General features: G+C 70.7%; 19 protein-coding genes. 5 read left to right on the forward strand and 14 right to left on the reverse strand.

The annotated features are described in order from the left end of the window. Positions 1-458 precede the first annotated feature (458 nt). Entirely contained in the window at positions 459-1,499 is a 1,041-nt protein-coding gene (locus ITP53_RS08780; RefSeq protein ID WP_328814316.1) for an AI-2E family transporter, read from the forward strand. Here the strand turns inward: ITP53_RS08780 and ITP53_RS08785 are convergent. Beyond that, complete coding sequence (locus tag ITP53_RS08785; protein WP_195894819.1) at positions 1,476-2,243, reverse strand: DUF6597 domain-containing transcriptional factor; 768 nt, start codon at positions 2,241-2,243, stop codon at positions 1,476-1,478. The two genes, ITP53_RS08780 and ITP53_RS08785, sit on opposite strands and share 24 nt — an antisense overlap. A gap of 36 nt (positions 2,244-2,279) precedes the next feature. Beyond that, positions 2,280-3,134: a hypothetical protein gene (locus ITP53_RS08790; RefSeq protein WP_195894820.1), complete on the reverse strand. Its 855-nt coding sequence runs from the start codon at positions 3,132-3,134 to the stop codon at positions 2,280-2,282. A 79-nt stretch (positions 3,135-3,213) separates the two neighbouring features. Between ITP53_RS08790 and ITP53_RS08795 the strand changes: the two genes are divergently transcribed. Beyond that, positions 3,214-3,561, forward strand: coding sequence for a hypothetical protein (locus tag ITP53_RS08795; RefSeq protein WP_195894821.1), 348 nt, complete (start codon positions 3,214-3,216; stop codon positions 3,559-3,561). 77 nt (positions 3,562-3,638) lie between these two features. Here ITP53_RS08795 and ITP53_RS08800 read toward each other — a convergent pair whose 3' ends face one another. The 6 genes from ITP53_RS08800 to ITP53_RS08825 are packed head-to-tail and all read right to left on the reverse strand — an operon-like array spanning position 3,639 to position 9,216. Then, complete coding sequence (locus ITP53_RS08800) at positions 3,639-4,835, reverse strand: ABC transporter permease (protein WP_195894822.1); 1,197 nt, start codon at positions 4,833-4,835, stop codon at positions 3,639-3,641. Next, a complete protein-coding gene (locus tag ITP53_RS08805) occupies positions 4,832-5,497 on the reverse strand; it encodes an ABC transporter ATP-binding protein (protein ID WP_328814319.1) in 666 nt (221 codons plus the stop codon). Before ITP53_RS08805 ends, ITP53_RS08800 begins: the two co-directional genes overlap by 4 nt. Then, positions 5,497-6,591 carry a peptidoglycan-binding protein gene (locus ITP53_RS60150; RefSeq protein ID WP_207755696.1) on the reverse strand — a complete coding sequence of 365 codons (1,095 nt, stop codon included), beginning with the start codon at positions 6,589-6,591 and terminating at the stop codon, positions 5,497-5,499. Before ITP53_RS60150 ends, ITP53_RS08805 begins: the two co-directional genes overlap by 1 nt. After that, positions 6,588-7,109 carry a hypothetical protein gene (locus ITP53_RS08815; RefSeq protein WP_195894823.1) on the reverse strand — a complete coding sequence of 174 codons (522 nt, stop codon included), beginning with the start codon at positions 7,107-7,109 and terminating at the stop codon, positions 6,588-6,590. The genes ITP53_RS60150 and ITP53_RS08815 overlap by 4 nt, the downstream gene beginning before the upstream one ends. A gap of 23 nt (positions 7,110-7,132) precedes the next feature. Then, entirely contained in the window at positions 7,133-8,542 is a 1,410-nt protein-coding gene (locus tag ITP53_RS08820) for a sensor histidine kinase (protein ID WP_207755697.1), read from the reverse strand. Next, positions 8,539-9,216, reverse strand: a complete 678-nt coding sequence (locus ITP53_RS08825; protein WP_195894824.1) for a response regulator transcription factor — start codon at positions 9,214-9,216, stop codon at positions 8,539-8,541. Before ITP53_RS08825 ends, ITP53_RS08820 begins: the two co-directional genes overlap by 4 nt. 345 nt (positions 9,217-9,561) lie before the next feature. Here ITP53_RS08825 and erm point away from each other — a divergent pair, with 345 nt between their 5' ends. After that, on the forward strand, positions 9,562-10,287 hold the full coding sequence (gene erm, locus ITP53_RS08830) for an ErmE/ErmH/ErmO/ErmR family 23S rRNA (adenine(2058)-N(6))-methyltransferase (protein WP_236050617.1): 726 nt from the start codon (positions 9,562-9,564) through the stop codon (positions 10,285-10,287). On the opposite strand, the gene ITP53_RS08835 is transcribed toward erm, so the two are convergent. Continuing rightward, complete coding sequence (locus tag ITP53_RS08835) at positions 10,259-11,659, reverse strand: hypothetical protein (protein WP_195894826.1); 1,401 nt, start codon at positions 11,657-11,659, stop codon at positions 10,259-10,261. The genes erm and ITP53_RS08835 overlap by 29 nt on opposite strands. 117 nt (positions 11,660-11,776) lie before the next feature. Here ITP53_RS08835 and ITP53_RS08840 point away from each other — a divergent pair, with 117 nt between their 5' ends. After that, positions 11,777-13,354: a molybdopterin-dependent oxidoreductase gene (locus tag ITP53_RS08840; RefSeq protein ID WP_195894827.1), complete on the forward strand. Its 1,578-nt coding sequence runs from the start codon at positions 11,777-11,779 to the stop codon at positions 13,352-13,354. On the opposite strand, the gene ITP53_RS08845 is transcribed toward ITP53_RS08840, so the two are convergent. Genes ITP53_RS08845 through ITP53_RS08855 form a run of 3 tightly spaced genes read right to left on the reverse strand, consistent with a single transcriptional unit; the run spans position 13,347 to position 18,689 of the window. Beyond that, positions 13,347-15,146: a chitinase gene (locus tag ITP53_RS08845; protein ID WP_207755698.1), complete on the reverse strand. Its 1,800-nt coding sequence runs from the start codon at positions 15,144-15,146 to the stop codon at positions 13,347-13,349. The genes ITP53_RS08840 and ITP53_RS08845 overlap by 8 nt on opposite strands. A 52-nt stretch (positions 15,147-15,198) precedes the next feature. Continuing rightward, complete coding sequence (locus tag ITP53_RS08850; protein WP_195894829.1) at positions 15,199-16,869, reverse strand: carbohydrate-binding protein; 1,671 nt, start codon at positions 16,867-16,869, stop codon at positions 15,199-15,201. Then, positions 16,866-18,689 carry a cellulose binding domain-containing protein gene (locus ITP53_RS08855; RefSeq protein WP_195894830.1) on the reverse strand — a complete coding sequence of 608 codons (1,824 nt, stop codon included), beginning with the start codon at positions 18,687-18,689 and terminating at the stop codon, positions 16,866-16,868. The genes ITP53_RS08850 and ITP53_RS08855 overlap by 4 nt, the downstream gene beginning before the upstream one ends. A gap of 370 nt (positions 18,690-19,059) precedes the next feature. Here ITP53_RS08855 and ITP53_RS08860 point away from each other — a divergent pair, with 370 nt between their 5' ends. Further along, positions 19,060-19,281, forward strand: a complete 222-nt coding sequence (locus ITP53_RS08860; protein ID WP_195894831.1) for a hypothetical protein — start codon at positions 19,060-19,062, stop codon at positions 19,279-19,281. 308 nt (positions 19,282-19,589) lie between these two features. Here ITP53_RS08860 and ITP53_RS08865 read toward each other — a convergent pair whose 3' ends face one another. Together ITP53_RS08865 and ITP53_RS08870 are read right to left on the reverse strand one after the other, a co-directional pair. Continuing rightward, entirely contained in the window at positions 19,590-20,189 is a 600-nt protein-coding gene (locus ITP53_RS08865) for a hypothetical protein (protein WP_195894832.1), read from the reverse strand. Beyond that, positions 20,186-21,577 (reverse strand): selenium-binding protein SBP56-related protein, encoded by a 1,392-nt coding sequence (locus tag ITP53_RS08870; RefSeq protein ID WP_195894833.1) that lies wholly within the window; start codon positions 21,575-21,577, stop codon positions 20,186-20,188. The genes ITP53_RS08865 and ITP53_RS08870 overlap by 4 nt, the downstream gene beginning before the upstream one ends. Positions 21,578-21,773: the final 196 nt, after the last annotated feature.

Consider the following 21,773-nt stretch of genomic DNA (forward strand, 5'->3'; position numbering starts at 1 on the left):
TCATACATGTAAAACATGCACTGGCTTTTAACACACTGTTGAGTTCTCAAGAAACGGCCGCGTACACCCTCACAGGAACTTTCACATTCCCGCTCAGGGGCGTTCATTTCGTTGTGTCTTAATCTTCCCAGCCGTTCAAGTCTCTGTCAAATTGACCCGACTCGCACAATCTGCGGAAATTAAGCCGCGCCCCTTCCGGGACAACCCCTCTAACTTACCAGCCCATCGGAGTGGAAGTGTCAGGAGCGGTCCCCGGGTGGGACCGGCGACCAGCGCCGTCCCCGCGGGACTGGTGAACTCTATGTACGCCTCAGGGAACCGTCAAATCGGTTGCGCGAGCACCCGCCGGCGGTCGTCCGGTAACGAGACGACCACGGCGACGCCGGCCGATGGCAAACGCGGTCGCCGTATGGGCGATGCCGATGGATCTCCCGCGCACCCTGGGTAGGTACGGAGGCGTGCGAGATCAACCCGTCCCCAGGCCGCTCATCATCCTGGTGGGCATCGCCGCGGCGGTGGTCGCCCTCTTCGGTCTGCGCGAGGTCGCCTCCATCGCCGGGCCAGTCGTGCTGGCACTCGTCCTGGTCATCGCCGTCTCCCCGGTACGCAGCCGGCTCGACGCCATGAGGGCCCCGATCTGGATCCAGGTCGCGGTGCCGTTCCTGATCGTGGTGCTGGTGCTGGTGGGCATGGTCGGCATCCTGACCATCTCGATCACCGAGCTGACCTCGTTGCTGCCCGCGTACGCCCCCGAGTTCCAGCAGCTGCTCGCCGACGCCCAGCAGTGGGCCACCACGCACGGCATCAGCAACGACTTGCTCAACCGGGGGTTGGAGGCGATCGATCCCGGGCGGGTGCTCGGGCTGGCGCAGGGGCTGCTCGGCAGTCTGATCGGCGTGTTGTCGGCGTTGTTCCTCATCATCGTGTTGCTGCTGGCCATGTGTCTGGACGCGCCGGTGACGGCGAAGATCCTGACCACCGGGGAGGGGAACAGGCCGCAGCTGGTGACGGCGCTGGCCATGTTCGCGCACAAGACGCGCCGCTATCTCATCGTCTCCACCGTCTTCGGGCTGATCAACGCGACGCTCAACGTCCTGGCGCTGACCTTGCTGGACGTGCCCCTGCCGCTGCTCTGGGGGGTGCTCGCGCTCATCGCCAACTACATCCCGAACGTCGGTTTCGTCATCAGCCTGGTGCCGCCCGCCCTGCTCGCCCTGCTGGACGGCGGGGTGCAGACGATGGTGCTGGTCATCGCCGCCTACACCGTCATCAACGTCGTCACCCAGTCGTTCATCCTGCCGAAGTTCCTGGGCGACGCCGTGGGGCTGTCGACGACGATGACGTTCATCTCGCTGATCGTCTGGACGTTCGTGCTGGGGCCGCTGGGCGCCATCCTGGCCATTCCGCTGAGCCTGCTGGCGCGGGCGGTGCTGATCGACAGCGATCCGCGAGCCGGGTGGGTGCGGGCGCTCGTGTCAGGCAGTCGCCCGCGCGGGTGAGACCAGGTGGCCCATCGCCACCCCGCTCAGCCGCTTGACGTCGTGTGACAGGTGCGCCTGGTCGGCGTAGCCGGCCGTGACGGCGACCTCGGCCAGTGGGACGCCCGCGCGGGCCAGCCGCAGCGCACGCTGGAAGCGGACGATGCGCTGCAGGGTCTTGGGCGCGTAGCCGAACGCGCTCACGCTGCGGCGGTGCAGCTGGCGCTCGCTGAGGCCGAGGTCCCTGGCCACCTCCGCGACGGTGCGGCCGCGCCGGAGGGCCGTGGCGACGGCCGGGACGGCGGGGTCGACGGTGGCCGATCGGGCCAGCCGGTGCCGGACCGCCCACCGCATGGCCGCCAGGCGGGCGCCGAGCCGCGGCTCGCACCCCGGGACGGACAGCGCGCGAAGGTCGGACAGCGCGGGGAGGTCGACCAGCGGGACACGCTCGTCACGCAGGTCGGACAGCGCGGGGAGGTCGGACAACGGGACGCGCTGGTCACGCAGGTCGGACAGCGGGACGCCGAAGACGTCGCCCGCCGCGCCCGGCCTGAAGCGGATGCCCGCGAACGTGTCTCCGGCCGCCATCGGCGTGGGCATGGGCCCGGTGTCGGGACCGGCCACGAACAGCCCCTCGGGGCCCCAGATGAGGTCGACGCAGGCATCCGGCACCACGAGCTGGGTGGAGTCGGCCTCGCTGACCTGGTGCCACACGCAGGCGATGCGGCCTGCGAGGTCGGGCTCGGGTGGCCGTTCCACGTACATGGGCCCAACGTACGCGACCGCACCGACAGAAGCGTCTCACCCGGGCAGCCGCCCGTACGCGCGCAGTGTCTTGAGGCGGTGTACGGCGAGGTGGCCGCCCCATTCGTGCGCGACCACCGGGGTCCAGACCGACCAGTTGACGCCCACCGCCTCGTCGTCGAACCGGGTGGCCATGAGCACGTCGAGGTGGGTGTCCATGACCTCCGCCGAGAACAGCGGCAGCCGCGACGGCTCCGGCGCGAAGTCCGGCGGGAAGTGCGCGTGCCCGGTCTCGTGCGGGTCGAAGGCGACCGTGGCGAGGATGGCGTCCCGCAGCCGGGCGAACTCGGCCTCCGCCCGGTCCCGGTCGGGCACCAGGTTCAGGAATGTCACCACCGCGCGAGCGTCGTACGGGCTCATCTCCTCCAGTGAGGCGATGCGGGACCAGCAGAAGTCGGTCGCGGCGGGCAACCATGGATGGGTGATGCCGTGCTCGTGCAGCAGCCCGGCGAGGGACGCGGTCGGTACGAGGTGGCCGGGCGGGTCGTCGTCCGCCTGCCACCACGGCGCGCTCGGCGTGCCCCTGACGGAAGGCAGCACGAACGGCACGCCGCCGTCCTGCGCGCTGACACGCAACAGGTAGTCGCAGGCGGCGGGCACCATCGGCGAGTCGAAGGCGTCGAGCTCGGCCAGGATCCAGAACGCCACCTCGACAGGCTCCGGCTGGCTGCCGGCACCGCGGAGGTCGGGTTCGAGTGCGTGGCCGAAGCCGCCGTCGGGGTTCTGATAGCAGCGCAGCGCGTCCAGCACCCGCTCGCGCGAGCCGCCACGGAACAGCGCGTCGAAGCGCAGCCGGTCGATCAGCCTGCCGTGCAGCTGGAGGTATCTCTCCGCGCGGTCGAGCATGTCCATGTCGGTGGTCCTCCCGTAGTGAGCTCGCACCGCGAAGCTATCCCGGTACCCGTGCCGCCTTCTTGTCACAATCGGACGTATGGAGCAGCGGCGGTGGAACATCGACGAGCGGTTCACCGGAGTGAGCGACGCGGCGGCGATGCTGCCCGCCGTACACGAGCTGGAGGAGGCGATGCGCGGGGACGGGTGGGTGACCGAGGACCCCGACGCGCACCTCCTGCCCCATCTGCGGCGCGCGCCCGGCTGGGAGGTGCTGGGCGCGCGACTGCTCGACGACGGGTTCTACGAGGTGCGGGCGCGTCCGGAGGAGCGGCCGGCGGGCATCGGCATGCACCGGGCCGTGATCCGGCTGCTGTCCGTGATCGCGGAGCCGACCTTCCTCGTACGCCCCACGCGGGGGGCAAGCCCCCCGCGCTCCCCCCAATAAGCGGGGAAGAGTCGTTCTGTCAACGCGGGGGCAAGCCCCCGCGTACAAGTCGCACGGACATCTGATCAGGGTGATCGTCACGGAGTAGCGAGAGCCTCCGTCGGTGACATGCGGGCGGCGCGTACCGCTGGGTAGAAGCCCGCGATGCCGCCGATGGCCAGCGTGGCGAGGACGCCGCCCACCATGGCCCAGACGGGCACGATCGCGGGCCAGCTCTGGATGCCCGCGTACGCGGAGGTGACGCCGATGCCGAGCAGCACCCCACCGATCCCGCCGATGGCCGACAGCAGCAGCGACTCGGCCAGGAACTGGACGCGGATCTGGCCGCGGGTGGCCCCCAGCGAGCGGCGCAGCCCGATCTCGGCACGCCGCTCCAGGACCGAGATGACCATGGTGTTGGCCACGCCCACGCCTCCGACCAGCAGTGCGACACCGCCGAGGCCGAGGAGTAGGGCGTTCAGTGTGGCGTCGGTGGCCTGTTTGGCGGCCAGCACGTCCGACGGTCTGGACACCTCGACCTCGTTGGGGCTCTCGGGGTTGGCGGTGGCGCCGAGCACGTCGCGTACGTCGGCGACGAACTCCTCCCGCGCCCTGGCGTAGATCGTGGTGGCGTAGCCGTCGAAGCCCAGCCGCTCCGCCGCGACCGGCCAGCCGACCAGCGCGGCCGTGTCGAGCTCGGGGGCGAGCGGCGCGGGCGCGAGCACCCCGACGACGGTGAACCACTGCTCGCCCAGCCAGACCCGCTGGTCCGGACCCGCCTGGACGACGCCGAGCCGGTCGGCCGCCTTGGCGCCGAGCACGGTGGCGGGGTAGCGGTGGGTGGCCTCGTTCAGCCAGACGCCGCTGACGACGGTGGCGCCGACGTCCGCGGGCAGGTCGAGCCGGGCGGCGGTGACCGAGACGCTGCCGGTCTCCGCGGCCGGGATGTGGTCGTTGCGGTAGACGTTGGCGGGGGTCGTGCCGGTCGCGGTGACCGCGGTGACGGGCTCGATCTGGTCGATCATGCCTTCTGACTCGGCGGGCAGGTGCGACGCCTCCCCGAACAGGTTCTGGCCGGGCGAGACGGTGAGCAGGTTGGTGCCGAGCGCTTCGAGCTGCCGGTTCAGGTTCTCCTGGCTGGAGGCGGAGATGCCGACGACGCCGAGCATGGCGGCGATGCCGATGGCGATCCCGAGCGCCGACAGGAACACCCGCAGCGGTCTGGACCGCAGCCCCGAGCCGCCGACCCTGATCACGTCGCGTGGCCGCATACGGGCCGGGACGAGGACGCTCATACCCGCACCCCGTCCGGCACGACGCGGCCGTCGAGCATCTCGATCTGCCTGGGGAGCGAGGCGGCGATGTCGCGGTCGTGGGTGATGATGACCACGGTGGTCCCCGCCGCGTTCAGTTCGCGCAGCAGCTCCATCACCCCGGCTCCTGAGCGGGAGTCGAGGTTGCCCGTCGGCTCGTCGGCCAGCAGCAGTCGCGGGTCGCCGACCACGGCGCGGGCGATGGCGACGCGCTGCCGCTCGCCGCCGGACAGCTCGTGCGGGCGATGGCCGAGCCGGTGCCCGAGCCCCACGCGTTCCAGGGCGTCGTACGCCCGGAGGCGCCGTTCGCGCGGGGACGGGCCCGCGTACAGGAGGCCGTCGGCCACGTTGTCCAGCACGGGCACGCCGGTGGTGAGGTGGAACTGCTGGAAGACGAAGCCGATGACGTTCGCGCGCAGGGCGGACAGCTGCTTGTCGTTGAGTGAGAGCACGTCGTGCCCGGCGATGCGTACGGTGCCGCCGGTCGGGCGGTCGAGGGTGCCGATCATGTTGAGCATGGTCGACTTGCCGGACCCCGACGGGCCGACGATGCCGACGAGCTCGCCGTGGTCGATGCCCATGGAGACGCCGCGGAGTGCGGCGACGTCGCCGTACTCCTTGCTCACGTCGTGCAATTCCACGATCACTTGGGCACCGCCACGGTCATGCCCTCGTTCACGCCCGTGACCTCCACCTTGCCGTCGGCGAACATGCCGGTCTCGACCGCGACGTAGCGGGTGGCGGCGCCCTCCACGACCTGTACGCCGTAACCGCCCTCGGCGAGGGCGACGAGCGCGCCGACCGGTACGGCCAGGACGTTCTCGCGCTGCTCCGAGACGATCGTGACGTCCACGGGCGCGGCGTCGAACGACTTCTTCAGCCCACTCACCGACACCCTGACCTCGACCGTGGTGGCGGTGTCCGTGCCGCTGCCGGTCTCGGTGGCGACCTTGCCGACGCCGGCGACCTCGCCCTTCACGGTGCTGCCGTCGGGCAGCTCCACAGTGGCCTTCATGCCCTTCCTGACCAGGTGCTCGTCGGCCACGTCGAGGTTGACGAGCACCTCGCGGGTGGTGCCTGTGGCGGTGAGCACGGGGCCGCTGCCCGGGTCGCCGAGGGTCTTCTTGAGCTCGGCGACGCGGATGCGGCCGTCGGCCACCACGACGTCACCGGGCTCGACCCTTCCCGTGACGTCGAGGCCCAGGTCCTCCTGCCAGTCCTCGACCGCCTCCCTGGTGGACCAGGTGAACGCGTTGTCCACGTCGAAGCCGGTGTAGCCGAGCTTGTCCAGGTTGCGTTCGAGCAGTTCGACGTCCTTGCCCTCGACCCCGTCCTCCAGGGTGCGGTAGAGGGGGATGGTGCCGTAGAGGAGGGGGCGGCGGTCGGCGTCCACGCTGTAGACGCCGTGGCCCCTGGTGATGGTGGAGCCCTCGCCGGGGAGCCAGGTGATCGTGCCCTGGGACTTGCCGGCGACCGTCAGCGGGTCGCCGTAGCCGAGGGTGCCGTCCACGGTCTTGGTCGCCGTCAGGGTCGTACGGGTCACCTTGACGGTGGCCGGGGGTGTCCGGGTGGCGGCGGCCGTACCTGCGCTGCCGCCGCCGAAGCCCACGGCGGCGGCCGCGACGGCGGCGGCGAGCAGCGCGACCCCGCCCGTCCAGGCGAGGACGCGCAGCGGGCGGCGGCGACGGGGCGGCAGGGCGCGGAGCGCGCGTTCGTTCTTCTCCTGCACCTGCGTCACTTGCCCGTCCCTCTTCCCAGGGACTTGTTGCAGGCCTGGAGCGCCTTCATGGTCTTGGGATCCTCGCGCGCGATGGTGCCCATGGTGCCGTTGGCGAAGGTGCCGTCGGGGTTGGGGTCGGGCATGTCCACGCCGTTCTCGCGCATGCACTGCGCGAGATTGCGAAGTTGTTCGACGTTCTGCGGGTTGGCGCGGTCGGCCACCTTGGCCGGCGCTTCGGCGCGGCAGACCTCGAGTGCCTCCGCGACCTTCTTCTTGTCGACGCCCTCGATCTTGGTCAGGCCGCCGCCGCCCTTGGGGCCCGGATCCTCCATGGGCACGCCGTTCTCGCGCATGCACGCGGCGAACTTCCTGCCCTGCTCCTCCGGGTCCGCCGTGGTGGTGGACGACGCGCTGGCGGCCGGCTTGGCGGTGCCGGCGGCGGCTACGGAGGCGACGCCGGTGTCGCCCTGCCGGCTGCCGCAGCCCGCGACCGCGACCGCGGCCATGAGCGCTGTGACGATCAGTGTCTTTCTCATGCTCCGAATGTGCCGAGCGCTCTTCAACGCGGGCTTGGAGCCGCCTGGGAGTCAGGTAGGAGCACGCGGAAGGTCGCGCCCGCACCGGGCGCTGTGTCCAGCTCGACCCGGCCGCCGTGCGCGCGGACGATCGCCGAGACGATGGCCAGGCCGAGCCCGGCGCCGCCGTCGGCCCTGGACCTGCCCGCGCTGACCCGGTAGAGCCGGTCGAACAGCCTCGGCACGTGCTCGGGCGGCACTCCGGGACCGGTGTCCGACACCTCCAGCACCCCCATGCCGCCGGACCTGCCCAGCTTGACGGTGATCGCGGCGTCGGGCGGCGTGTGGCAGAGCGCGTTGCCGACCAGGTTGGCGGCCACCTGGCGCAGACGGGCCTCGTCGCCGACGATGGAGACGGGCGCGAGCTGGTCGCCGAGGGCGGTCAGCCTGACCTGCCGGTCCGGCACGCGTACGCGGGCGTCGCGGATCGTGTCGGCGGCCACCTCCAGGAGGTCGACGGGGCGGCGGTCGAGCGGGCGTTCCTCGTCGAGCTGGGCCAGCGTGAGCAGGTCGTTGACGAGCACGCCCATCCTGGCGGCCTCGTCCTCGATCCTGCGCATCGTCTCGTCGGTGTCGCCGCCGCCTCTTCTGTGCAGCTCGGCGAAGCCGCGGACGGACGTGAGCGGGGTGCGCAGCTCGTGAGAGGCGTCGGCGAGGAAGCGCCGCATCCTGGCCTCGGAGTCGGTCCTGGCGGCGATCTCGGACTGGAGGCGGTCGAGCATGACGTTCATGGCGCCCGCCAGGCGGCCGGGCTCGGTGTGCGGGTCGTGTCCCGGCACCCTGCGGGCGAAGTCGCCGCGCGCGATGTGGCCCGCCGTGGCCTCCATCCTGGTCAGGGGGCGCAGGCCGAGGCGTACGACGGCGGCGGCGGCCAGGCCGAGCAGGAGCAGCACGAACGCGCTGACCGCGACCGCGATGACGATGGCCGAGGTCAGGGTCTGCTCCAGCTCGGCGAGCGACTGGGCGAACACCCACGTCTCGCCGGTGGACAACTCGACGGCGCGGACCCGCCATGAGTCGCCCGTCGTGCCCGGCACGGTGTAGGGGACGTCGGTCCTGATGACGTCGATGACCGGGGCGGGCTGGTCCTGCTCGTCGGCGGACTGGTAGCGCAACGTGCCGTCGGCGTCGTAGATCAGCATCCGCTGGATCGCCGAGATCCGCTTGCCGATCAGGGCTTCCAGGCCGTTGGTGATCGGCTTCGTCCGCAACGCCTGGAAGGTCTTCGCGGAGGTGGCCTTGGAGAACTGCTGGAGCTGATCGTCCACGCGGTCCATCAGGTTGTCGCGAAGCAGCATGACGCCGACCACGTTGGACAACACGAGCGCGAGCGTGGTGAGGCCGAGGATGGCCATGACCAGGCGGGTGCGCAGGGTCCAGGTGGCGGGTCTCATCGCGGGGTCCTCAGCGTGTAGCCGACGCCGCGTACGGTGTGGATGAGCTGCGGCTCCCACTTGTCGATCTTCTTGCGCAGGTAGTAGACGTACGACTCGACGATGCTGGAGTCGCCGTCGAAGTCGTAGCGCCAGACGCTGTCGAGGATCTGTGCCTTGCTCACCACCCGGCCGGCGTTCGCCAGCAGGTATTCGAGCAGGTTGAACTCGGTGGGCGACAGGTCGACCGGCACCCCCGCCCTGCGCACCTCGTGGGCCTGCGCGTCCAGCTCCAGGTCGGCGTAGCGCAGGACGTCGTCCTGGGGCTTGGCGCCGCTGCGCCGCAGGATGGCGCGGATGCGCAGCACGACCTCCTCCAGGCTGAACGGCTTGGCCACGTAATCGTCGGCGCCCAGCGACAGCCCCTGTACGCGGTCCTCGACCCCGTCGCGCGCGGTCAGGAACAGCACGGGAATGCGCTCACCGAGCCGCCTGGCGACCTCGAATCCGTCGAAGTCCCCCAGCATCACGTCGAGCACCACGATGTCGGGCCTGAACTCCCTGGCGACCGTCACCGCCTCCGCCCCCGTCTCGGCGGTCCGTACCTCGAACGAGACCAGTCGCAGGGTCTGCGAGAGCAGGGCGCGGATGTTCGGCTCGTCGTCCACGACGAGCACCCTGGCCGATCTGTCCATGGGTAAAGGTGTACCCGAGCCAGCTCAATGCGAGCTCAAAGCGGAAATCGCGTTGCCGCGCCGCGAGGCCGCTCCCTACAGTGACGAGCATGTCATGCATGTTCTGCTGCCAGGTTTTCACGCGCATCCGCCACGGCCGGGCTCTGGCCCGCCCGCGGACGCGATGACCTGAGGCGAAGCGTCCGCGACGCGCGGCCCAGGGCCCTTCGAGACCAGACGATCTCGAGGACCCGGAAGGGCAGTGCTGTGGCGCAGAATTTCGCGCACGGAAACTATTCACACACCCAGAAGAAGGCCAGGAACGGCGGTGGCGGCCGCACGCCCAGAGATCGGGCGAGGCGCACGTTGTCGCAGAATTTCCTGGTCGACAGGCATGCCGTCGACCTCGTGGTGAAGGCCGCCGCGCCGGAAGGGCTCGTGCTCGAGCCCGGCTCCGGCGAAGGCGTGCTCACCTTGGCGCTCGCCGCGGCGGGCGCGCGGGTCGTCGGCTACGAGATCGATCCACGGCTGGCCGCCCGGCTGGCTTCGCGCACGTCGGGCGATCCGGGGATCGACGTCGTCAGGGGCGACTTCACGGCCGCGCGGGCCCCGCGCGAGCCGTTCGCCGTCGTGGGGAACATCCCCTACTCCGTCACGTCGAAGATCGTGGACTGGTGCCTGCGGGCGCCGGCCCTGACCTCGGCGACGCTGCTGACGCAGCGGGAGTACGCCCGCAAGCGCGCGGGCGACTACGGCCGCTGGAGCCTGGTCACGGTGGAGTCGTGGCCGTGGTTCACCTGGCGGCTCGGCGACACGATCGGCAGGGACAGCTTCCGGCCGGTCCCCTCCGTCGACTCGGCGATCCTGCGCCTCCAGCGCAGGCCGGAGCCGCTGGTGCGCGGCCGCCGCTCCTACCAGGAGCTGGTCGAGCTGGGCTTCGGCGGGGTCGGCGGCTCGGTACGGGCCTCGCTGAAGACCCGCTACCAGGGGGTGGACGCCGCGCTGGAGGCCGCAGGAGTCCCCCGCGACGCCGTCGTGGGGTACGTCCACCCGGACCAGTGGGTCACGTTGTGGGGGCGCCTATGCCCTTGACGTGACCGTGGCCGGAGCCGAGGACCCCCTGGGAGAGGGTCACCGCCGGGGTCGCCGCGACGCGGCGGCCCCACGGCAGGGCCAGCGCCAGGATCGGCAGCAGCACGATCGACGCCCGAGACCAGTGCGAGTGCAGGATCCACCAGGTGTCGAAGTCGAACTGCGTCATGTAGAGATAGCCGTACGCCGCCCAGAAGGACGCGCCGATGATGGCCGGCCAGGCGAATTTGGTGGGCCTGGCGACCAGGAACGGCATGAACCACAGCAGGTACTGGGCGCCGAGCCGGGGCGTCATGATCATGAAGATCAGCAGGATGGCGGTGGTCATGTCGATCGGGTCTGCGCGCCGCCAGTAGAGCACGGCGGCCACGACACTGACGTAGATCAGGTTCGTGCCGAACGACGCCAGCTCCGGGCGCAGGGCCCACTGGCCCTCGGTGAACCACGGCGTCCAGCCCCACTCGCCGACGATCGGCCTGATGTCCTGGATGGTGCGGATGACCTCCGGGATCTGGTTGAGCGCCGTGCCCGCGAAGATCGGCAGCGTGACCAGGAAGAAGAGCGGCACCAGCCCGGTGAGGAACAGGCCCGCGATCCGGGCGCGCAGGTTGGGCAGAAGCAGCAGCATGCCGGGGATCAGCCAGATCGGCCAGCTCTTCGCGCACAGCGCCAGGCCCATCAGGAGGCCCGCCAGCGCCGCCCGCTTCAGCCCTGCCCGGTCATCGGGGCCTGGCCGCAGGGCCTGGCCTAGCATGCCGATCAGCTTCGGGATCGAGCCGCGTACGCCGTGGATCGCGAGGCCCTGGCGCGCCTTCGCGATCACGTCGGTCGTCATGCCTGGCCGCTCCGGCGAGCCCGGTCCGCGGGCGACGACGAACGCGGCCACCCCGAACACGAGCGCGACCGGCTCGACCTGGCCATGGACCGAGGCGACCAGCAGGGCCAGTGGGCTGAGTGCGTACTGGAAGGCGCGAAGGGACGCCCTGGGGCCGCCGGCCAGCTTGCCGACCAGTGGGATCAGCACGATGTCCGCGACCACGGTGACCAGGCGGCCCGCGTATTCCCAGGGGATGCCCAGCCACAGCAGGATGCCGTAGACGTAGGGGATGGTCGGCAGGAAGTGCCAGCCGCCCTCGCTCGCCAGGACCGGATCCTGACCGCGCAGCACGGCCTCCCCCGCGGGCTTGAAGCTCTCCACGAAGTCCACGGGCTGCCACGTGTCGATCGCCGACGTGTACATGATCAGCACCCGGACCGCGACGCCGACGACGATGGCGACGACAAGAGGGGGTCGCCAATCACGCCATTGGGCGACGATCGCGAGCACGACACCGGCGACGAGGACTATCCCCGTGATGACTGCGTAATCCATGGCGGCCCCTAGCCTGCCGTAACACCAAGAGTGCTGCCACCTGGGCTTGCGATTCTTATCCCCGACATGCCGTCACGTATCGCGATAGAACATCACCGTCTGTGTTGAACTTTTCCCATGGGGGGATCGCAGGTCAACCAGGCACTGGTCAGGCTCTACTTCGAGGTACGGGACGGGTCGCGCGACCCGGTCGCGGCCTGGGCGAAACTCACAGGAAACTCACAGGAATATCAGCGCTCGCGAGGTGAGAGGCGGGTCCCGCTCGACGACGGCACGGCCGCCGAGCTGGCCGCGGCGGCGATCGCGCACACGTCCGCGCGGCACGGCGCCGACCGGGTGGCGGCGCTGGCGACCTCGCCGCTGGCCCGGCTCGTCGGCGGGCTCGGCGGGGCGGTGCTGACCGAGCACCCGTGCGCGCCGGAGCAGGTGCTGGGGCCCAGGTTCGCGGGTCCGCGGGCGGAGGACTGGGCGCGGGCGGCGTACGTGCTGCTGTGGGGTGAGAACAACCGGCTCGCCCGCACGGCCGGCGCTCCCATGGTGATCGCCGGGCGCTACAAGGGGCAGAAGGTCGTCGCGATCGGCACGCATCCGACGCGGCTGTCCGACGAGACGCTGGTCGTGCGGCCTGGCACGGACGGCGCGCTGGCCATGGCCATGGGGCACGTGCTGCTCAAGGAGTTCTTCCTGGACCGCACGCCGTTCCATGGGCACGCGATGGAGCGCACGGACCTGCCGTTCCTGGTGCGGCTGCGGGAGCGGGAGGCGGCGTTCGTGCCTGGCGGGCTGGCGGGGCGGGTCTGCGACCGGCTGAGCCTCTACGGCGGCGAGGCGGTGGAGGTGCTGCTGCCGCGCTTCGACGACGGTCCCGGGGTGCTGCGGCGCGGGGTGCCGGTGCTGCGGGACGGGGACGAGCTGGTGACGACCGTGTTCGACCTGCTGCTGGCCGTCTACGGGCTGGCCAGGCCCGGGTTGCCCGGCGTGTGGCCTGGGGGTTACGACGATCGGCTGGAGCCGTACACGCCGGCCTGGCAGGAGGCGTGCACCGGGGTGGCGGCGTCGCGCACGCTGAAGATCGCGCGGGAGCTGGGCGTGACGGCGGAGAAGACGGGCGGCCGGTGCGTGATCGTGCCGGGCCGGCTGGAGACGCCGCACGCCGACACGGCCTACCGGGCGATGCTGGCGCTGCTGGTGCTGACCGGGTGCGGCGGCGGGTGGGCGCAGGCGGGCGGGGCGGGGATCCCGCTGGTGCCGTACCTGTGCCTGCACGCGTGCGGCGAGGACCGGTCGGACGTGGGGGCGCTGAGCTGGGCGCTGGCCGACGGGCTGTTCCACCGGCGGACGTCGCGTTCCGTACTGCTGGAGGCGGTGCGCGACGGCTGGCCGATGGCGCCCTCGCCGCGCGTGCTGGCCCTGCCGCGGCCGATCTACCCGCTGCCGCCAGACGTGGACCTGCTCATCGGTCCCGACGACCACTGCGACCTGTCACCGCCCGACCCCGATCTGGTGGCGCGGGCGATGGACGGGATGGCCGGTCACGCGGCTCCGGCGGAGCCGCGTGACGGGCGGGAGGGCGGCCGGATGCGGCTGCTGGTCGACCACGCCTGGATGCGCGAGTACGGCGAGGCGCTGCCCGTCTACCGCCCGCCCGGCCTCGGCATCCCGCTCAAGCCGACCCAGCTGGTGAGGGTCACGTGAGCCCGTCGAGGTACGCCCGATGGCTCCTGGCGAACTGCAACCCGTTGTACCTGTCCCAGTTGATCGACCAGCTCATCAACCCGCGCAGGTTCGGATAGACCCCGCGCGGCCGGTACGTCCCGCAGCCGGCCCCCTTGGCCAGGCAGTCGAACGCCTTCTGCACCTCCGCCACGGTCGTGAACCCGTTGCCCGCGTTCGGCGAGGCGGGCAGGCCGATGGCGACCTGCTCCTGGCGCAGCGGCGGGAACACGTTCGCCGCGTTGCCCATGATCGGGAAGCCGGCCAGCAGCATGTCCGTCATGGCCACGTGGAAGTCGTGCCCGCCCATCGTGTGGTACTGGGCGTCCAGGCCCATGATCGGGCCCGAGTTGTAGTCCTGCACGTGGAGCAGGGTCAGGTCGTCGCGCATGGCGTGGATGACGGGCAGGTAGGAGGCGCTCCTGTTGTCGGCCGCGCCGTTCGGTCCCGGGCCGTAGAACTGGTGGCCGAGCTGGACGAAGAACGTCTCAGGAGCCATGGTGAGCACGAATCCCGCTCCGTAGCGGCTCTTGAGCGTCTTCAGCGCCGAGATCAGGTTGACGATGACCGGGGTGGTCGGGGCGGCGAGGTTGGTGTCGCCCGGGTTGAGGTAGAGCGAGTGGCCCTCGAAGTCGATGTCGAGGCCGTCGAGGCCGTACCTGTCGATGATGGCGGACACCGAGCGTACGAACGTGTCGCGCGCGGCCGCGGTCGTGAGCTGCACCTGGCCGTTCTGGCCGCCGATCGAGATGAGCACCTTCTTGCCCTGCGCCTGCTTGGCTCCGATGGCGGCGATGAAGTCCGCCTCGGGTTCGACGTTCGGGCACTCGGCGGCCGGGCACTGGCTGAACCTGATGTCGCCCGAGGTGACCGAGGTGGGTTCGCCGAAGGCGAGGTTGATGACGTCCCATTCGCTGGGCACATCACTCATCCTGATATATCCGGATCCGTTGGCGAATGACGCGTGCAGGTAGCCGACCATCACCCGCTTCGGCAACCCACCGCCCGAGCCGCCGCCCGCCGTCGTGGTGCCGCTCGCCTCGGCGGTGTAGGGCGAGCAGTTGCCCGCGGCGTCGCAGGCCCGGACCCTGAACCGGTACGTGGTGGACGCGCTCAGCCCGGTCGCCTGGTGGCTCGTGCCGGTGACGGCGACCGGGGCGCCGCCGTCGCGCGAGACCTCGTAGCGGGCGACCCCGACGTTGTCCGTGGCGGCGGACCAGTTCGCGGTGAGGCTGGAGCCGGTGACCCCGCCGACGGCCAGGTTGCCCGGGACGGTCGGCGCCTGGGTGTCCGGCGTGCCGCCTGGCCCGTCGAGCACCACGTCGTCGGCCAGGTAGGCGCTCTGGCCGTACCAGCCGTTGACGTACACGGTCACGGAGGTGGCCGACGCGCCCGTGGTGAAGGAGGTGCGCAGTTGGCCCCACTGGCCGCCCGGCGCGCCCCAGGTGCTGGCCTCGACGCCCGTGCCGGTGGCGCCCAGGAACACGTACGTGCCCTGCACCCAGGCCGACAGCTGGTAGGTGGTGCCAGGCCGGACGTTGACGGTCTGCTGGCACCTGGCGTGGTCGTTGCCCTGCGGGGTGGCCCGCAGCGCCTGGGTGCCGCCGTGCGCGGGGGACGGCACGGCCTGCGCCCCCGACGTCGCGGAGCACGTCCAGCCGCTCAGTCCGGCCTCGAAGCCGGGGTTGGCCAGGATGTTCGCGGCGGCGGCCGGGGTGGCGTGGAGGGCGATCAGTCCCGAGACGAGCAAGACCGCCGGTCCTCGGAGTTTCATGGGGGGTTCCTCCATGCGGCCCGCCCCGGCGAGGGACGGGCCGCTCAGCGGGTCAGAAGCCGGCGGTGGTCCTGGTGAACTCCCAGTCGGCCTGGGCGATGCCGCTGCAGTTCGAGGTCACGCCGCCGCCCGGGCAGGGGCGGTCACGGTTGACGGCCCAGTACGCGAGCCTGGTCAGGCCGTGGGAGTTGGCCCAGTCACGGATCTGCGTCCAGGTGGCCGGGGAGGTCAGCTCCTGCTGGTCGGACAGGCCGTTCATGCCCGAGATGCCCATGTGCGCGTACGCCTGGGCGTCGGTCCAGCCGTACGCGTTCTTGAGTGCGTTCTTCAGTCCCTCGGAGGCGTTGACCGTGTCCTGGTACATGTTCGAGCCGCCGAAGTCGAACGGCATGATCGTGAAGTTGTCGATCGGCACGGCCAGCGCCTTGGCCTGGTTGATGAGCCGGATGCCGTGCGCGTTCGGGCCCGTCCTGGAGGTGCCGAAGGTGACGACGACCTTGACGTTCGGGTTGTTCTGCTTGACGATCTTGAGGCCGTTCAGAATGCGGTCCTGGACGGTGTAGTTCTCGAACTCGTCGGTGTTCTCGATGTCGAAGTCCACGACGGCGGGGCCGACGGCGTTGATCACCTGCTGCACCGCGCCCGCGAACGCCTGCGGCGTCGAGCAGTTGGGGCCGAGCTTGTTGCCGGACCAGCCGCCGAAGGAGATCTGGACGCTGCCGCCCTTGGACTTGATCGTGTTGATCGCCTGCTGGTCGGCGCCGCCGGTCAGCGGGCGCTGCCCGTCCCACGCCGGGTTGCAGCCGCCGCTGGCCAGGATGAACGCCATCGTGAACGACCTGACGCCGGTCGCGTCCATCACCGTGCCCGGGTTGGGCGGGTTGCCCCAGCCCATGTAGAGGTAGGGGGCGCCGGGCATCTTGGTGGGGTTGCTGCAGCCCGTCGTGGTGGCGGTGGCGTCCCGTCCCGCCGACTCCCCCGCCGAGTTGTACGCCCGCACCGTGTACGTGTGCGTCGTGCACGCGCCGAGCCCGGAGATCGTCGCGCTGGTCCCGGTGACCTGGGCGCGCTGGGCCGAGCCCTCGTACACGCGGTAGCCGGTCACGGTGCCGGACGAGGCGCCCCAGCTGAGCGCGATGCTGGAGCCGGTGGCCGAGGTGCTGACGGTGCCCGGCTGTCCGGGGGCGCCGGTGCCGCCCGAGGTGGTGGCCGTGACGGAGTTGCTGACGCCGGACAGGTTCCCCGCGGCGTCGCGGGCCCTGACGGTGTAGGTGTAGCCGGTCGAGGCGGCGCGTCCGGTGTCGGTGTAGGAGGTCCCTGTCACCGTGGTGACCAGCGTGCCGCCGCGGTAGACGTTGTAGCCGGTGACGCCCACGTTGTCGGTGGAGGCGTTCCAGGCCAGCGCGACGCTGCTGGAGGTGACGCCGGTCGAGCGCAGGTTGCCGGGCACGCTGGGCGCCGCGGTGTCACCGCCGCCGCCCGTGCCGGCCTTCCAGAGCGCGGGCACGTTCGACGGCTCCCAGCCGGGCTGGGAGGTGTGAGCCTGCAGGCACACGTAGTCGACGCCGTTGTAGGTGACGACCGCGCCGGTGGCGTACGCCGTCCACGGCGCCCACGCGGCGGCCATCATCTGGACCTCGGCGTGGGCCGCGGGCGCGGCGGTGACGATCCCGGTCCCGCTCAGCGCGAGGACCACTCCGGTCAATAAGGCGGTGAGTCTCATGGCATTCCCTGGAGGTGGGGCTTGACGGTCTTGGAGAACGACCAGTTGTTGCTGGCGTCCCAGTTGATGGACCAGGTCATCGCGCCTCTGATTTCCGGGTACGCGCGCGGCGGCACGAAGGTCCCGCAGCCCGTCCGCTTGGCCAGGCAGTCGAGCGCCTGGTTGACGAGGGCCGGCGAGACGATGCCGCCGCCCGCGGCCCCCGGTCCGGCCGGCAGGCCCAGCGCCACCTGGTCGGGGCGCAGGCCGCTCTCGAGCTGGATGCAGGCCAGCGCGGTCATGAAGTTGACCGAGCCCTGCGAGTACGCCTGGGCCTGGTCGCAGCCGAGCATGGAGCCGGAGTTGTAGAACTGCGTGTGGACGACGGTGAGGATGTCCTTGATGGACAGGGCGAGCTTGAAGTACTCCATCCCGGTCGACTGCATGTCGATGGTCTGCGGGGCCATGGTGATGATCAGGCCGGCGCCCGCCTTGGCGCGCAGCGACCTTAGGGCCTGGGCCATGTAGGTGGCGTTGAGGCCGTTCTCCAGGTCGATGTCCACGCCGTCGAAGCCGTGGCTCTGCATGAGGGTGTACACGGAGTCGGCGAACTTCGTCGCCGCAGCCGCGCTCGCCACCTGCACGCGCCCGGCCTCGCCGCCGACGGACAGGATGACCTTCTTGCCGCGCTGGTGCAGGGCCTGGACGTCGGACTTGAACTGGGCGTCGGTGTAGCCGCCGACCGCCGTGGCGAGCCCCGGGTCGACCGCGAAGACGACCTCGCCCGCGGTGGCCGTGGCCTCGCCGAACGCGATCGCGACCAGGTCGTACTCGTTGGGCACGGCCGAGAGCTTGAGCTCCACGGCGGGGTTGACGAAGTTGTGCCAGTAGCCGGTGAGGAAGTGCTTGGGCAGCGTCCCTCCCGTGCAGCCCGGCGTGGTGAGGCTGGTGGGGTCGCTGACCGGGCCGTCGCCGGCGGCGTTCGACGCGTTGATCGTGATCGTGTAGGAGGTGCAGGCGGACAGGCCGCTGAGTGCGTGGGTGGTGCCGGTGACGGTGGCGACGAGTGCGCCGTTCAGCCGGATCTTGTAACCGGTGGCGCCGGGGACGGCGGGCCAGCTCAGCGTGGCGCCGGTGGAGGTAGAGCCGGTCACGGCGATCCCGGTGACCTTGCCCGGCACGCCGGTGCCGCAGCCGGTGGTGGTGGCCGTGACGGGCGCGCCGGCGGCCGACTCTCCGGCCGCGTTGTACGCCTTGACGGTGTACGTGTGGCTTTCACAGGTCCCGAGCCCGCCGATGGTCGCGGTGGTGCCCGTGACAGTGGCCTTGACAGAAGTGCCCTCGTAGACGCGGTAGCCGGTCACCGTGCCCGAGGACGCTCCCCAGTTGAGAGTGATGGCGTTGGCCGTGGAGGTGGCGGAGGCGGCGCCGGGCCGGCCGGGGACCTCGGCGGACGAGCCGCCGCACGAGGCGCCGTTCAGCGTGCAGCCGGTGATGCCGGGGAAGTTGCCTGGGCTGCCGTTGAAGCCGAAGCTCGCGCTGGCGCCCGCCGCGAGCGTGGGGGCCCAGCCGGGATTGGTGAACGTGTAGTGCTGGCCGTTCCTCGACATGACCGCGTCCCACGCGGACGGGATCGAGAACCCGGCGGGGACGTCGAACTGGACGTTCCAGCCCGACATGGTCGTGGTGGTGCCGTTGGTGACGGTGACCTTGCCCTCGAATCCCGAGCCCCAGTCGGCGACCTTGACGAAGGTCGCGGTGGCCGCGGCGGCGTGGGCCGGCAGGGCGGTCACGGTGAGGGCGAGGGTGGCGAGCGCAAGGACGATCGCGCGAAGTCTCACGGGTTCTTCCTTTGGGGGGTGGCGTGCCGTACGGCTCGCGCCGGGGGGTGAGAGCGCAAGCCGTACGGCACGGCCCGTGGAGGTGAGACACGGGCCTTCGGGGGGTGTCGGCGCGGACCGGTGGTTGGGGGTGCCTTGCTGAGGCAGTCAGATCTTGTCCGATGGGCGATTACTGTTAGGAAAGTTTCCTAAGAGTTGTCGCGATCGTAGCCTTGACACCCCGTGCTTACAAGACCCAATCCCGCCACACCCGACAAACCGGCTATTTCTATACGTTGCAACTTATAAGCCAATTAGTGATGAGCCGGAAACGTTCCTGCTGCGGTCCGGGCAGGTCGACGCCGCATGCGACGTGTGGCGGCCGAGCGCCATGCCGGGGGACACCATGTCGATGCGGGAGCTGGCCGGCCTCATGGAGGAGGCGGGCAGGGACGACGAGGCGGAGCCGGCCTTGCGCGAGGCGGTCGACGACGGCAACGAGTTCGCCGCGCTGGCGTTGTCGGAGCTGCTGCGCGGCACCGAGCGCGCGGACCAGGCCGACACGGTCCTGCAGGAGTTCCGGCCCTCCAGGCCCGTACCCAGGGAGGTCTAGGAAGGCTCTCCTGGCATCGGGATCAGGGCCTCGGTCAGCGGTTTCCTGGCCAGGTCCGGGACTTCTGCGCCGTCCGCGGCGCACCCGACGGGGAACAGGATGTGGCCGGGCGCTCGCAGATCTCGCTGAGGAACGCCATCGGGTGGCGGTCCATGAGCCGGCAGAACTCCGCACCCCGCCGGACCATCTCCTCGGGGTCGTGGCGCTCGGGCGTGTAGGAAACGAAAAGGGTACTGGTGCTCCATAGGACCCGAAGTCTCGGCCTCAATGGCGACGATGACAACCACCATCGACGCGACTGATCTCGCTCAGAGCTGGGCCAGGGTGATGATCCCGGCGGCGATGAGGGCCACCGCCCACATGCGGTCCACGTTGAACCAGGCGCGGCGCAGGACCGTCAGGCCGGCCAGCTTGTAGACGAGCACCGCGACGAGCCCGGCGACCAGGAACATGGCCAGCGTGTGGAAGGCCGCCACGCCCAGTCCTCCCGACACGGCGTGGCCCGCGTGGCCTTCCGCGGTCATGCCGGTGAAGATCGGGAGGAGCATCAGTCCCGCCCCATGGGCCGAGGACATGAGAAACGACCAGCCGGCCAGCTGCCAGAGCGACAGGCGCATGCCCACCCAGCGGAAGTGACGGGTCGAGAGCAGGCGCCACAGGCCGAAGGCCACCAGGACCACCCCGCCGGTCACCGAGAGCACGGTCCCGGTGACCAGGGAGCCGGTGGCGGCCACCACGAGGGCCACCAGGGCCACGGACGCCAGGTGGCCCAGGGCGATCGGCGGGATCGACTGCAGCAGCCGGTCCATGCTGCGTTCCTGCAGGCCGCGGGCCACCGCGAAGAGCCAGCCCATGGCGGGGTTCAGGCCGTGGAAGGCTCCCAGCAGGAGCACCGCGGTGAGGGTCACGGGAAGCAGTACGAGTCGGAGGAGGCGTCCCCGCCCTGCAGGCGCACCTGGTGGGGGCGCAGGCCGCGGAAGTCGTCGCCGTACGGGAAGAAACGCTCGTCGAAGGTGAACGCGGCCGTGTCGACCTTGGCCATCCAGGCGCCGACGCCGTCGGGATAGAACTGGTCGTCCCAGGAGCCGTACAGGGAGTTGGTGAGGTAGACGCGGCGGCCGTCGCGGCTGACCTCGACCATCTGCGGCCCGCCGCGCAGCGCGAGATCGGGCCTGGCCGGGTGCGGTGCCTGCCCGATGATGCCGCCGATCCGGAGCGAGCCCAGCTCCACCGGCTTGTACGGATCCGACACGTCGTACTGCTTGAGCTCGCCGGTGCCCCAGCAGGAGACGTACAGGCGCTGGTCGTCCACCGACAGGGCGATGTCGGTCACCAGCGGCGGCACCGCCCCGAACGGCTGCAGGACGGGCGGCAGGTGGTCGGCGCCGGCCGGTTCCGCGGGGATGGAGATGACCTTGCGCGCCTGCCAGCGCCCGTCCTCGTGGAACCAGAGCCAGACCGACGCCGACAGGTCCGCGACGCTGGTGACCACGCCGGCGAAGCCGTACAGGCGGGTGGGGTCGTGGGCCGGGCGCAGCTCCAGCGCCATCTGGTGCTCGTCGCCGAGGTCGACCTCCTGGACGTGCGTACGCTTGCGGAGGTCCCAGAAGTGCAGCTTGTGGCCGTATTTCCGGCCGAGCAGCAACTCACCGACCACCCCGTCCTCGACCATCGACGGCGTGCCCCACTCCGAGGTCACCAGCACGTCGTGGTTGATGTGCCACCAGAAGTCGTAGGCCAGGTACTGCGGTCCCCTGTCCACCTCCCACTGCCCGGTCACCTCGAACGTGGTGTGGTCGAGGACCGCGATGCCCCCTGGCCCGTCCCGGCCGTCCGCGCCGCCGAGCGCCGACACGTACAGGCCGTCGGGGCCGCAGTGGACGGTGTGCGGGCGCGAGTAGCCGGCGCGGCGGGCGAGCGTCTCCGGTTCGATGACTTTGACCAGCTCCGGACTGATCCGGTCCTTGGTGTCGTAGATGTGGATGCGCGAGGAGCGCAGCCCGGGGACGACGAGGTAGCGCCGCTCGACGTGCGGGTGCGGCGCGCTGGGGCACAGGGCGCTGCTGCAGGCGTTCCAGCCGAAGTGGTGCAACTCGTCGCCGGTGCCCGGCAGGTCCGTCCAGCCGGCCACCGTGCCGTAGCCTGGCGAGGCCGGATCGGTGTCGATCACAGCCAGTGCGTCCGGCCGCGTAGCCGTCCGGTCGAAGGCGGCGACGTACGCGAGCCGCTCGGAAGCCGCCTGCGCCGCGTCCCGGGGAGAGGGGTAGAACGTGGGATCTGGAGTCCAGAGAGTCATCTCTCCACGTATAGCCCGATTCCCGATCCGGTCAATAGGTATTGTTCCCGCGATACCGTCATGGGTCAGGAGTTTTACCCCACGAGCAGGCGGCGTCCAGTACGCCGGCGCGGTGCCCGAGCGCAGGTCGTGGTGGCCCAGCCGCTCGCTTTCTGGGCGAAACCGGCCACAGCTTCACTCGACTGAAAGAAAGGTT

Origin of the sequence: Nonomuraea cypriaca, assembly GCF_015645445.1 — a bacterium.
Lineage (GTDB): Bacteria > Actinomycetota > Actinomycetes > Streptosporangiales > Streptosporangiaceae > Nonomuraea > Nonomuraea cypriaca.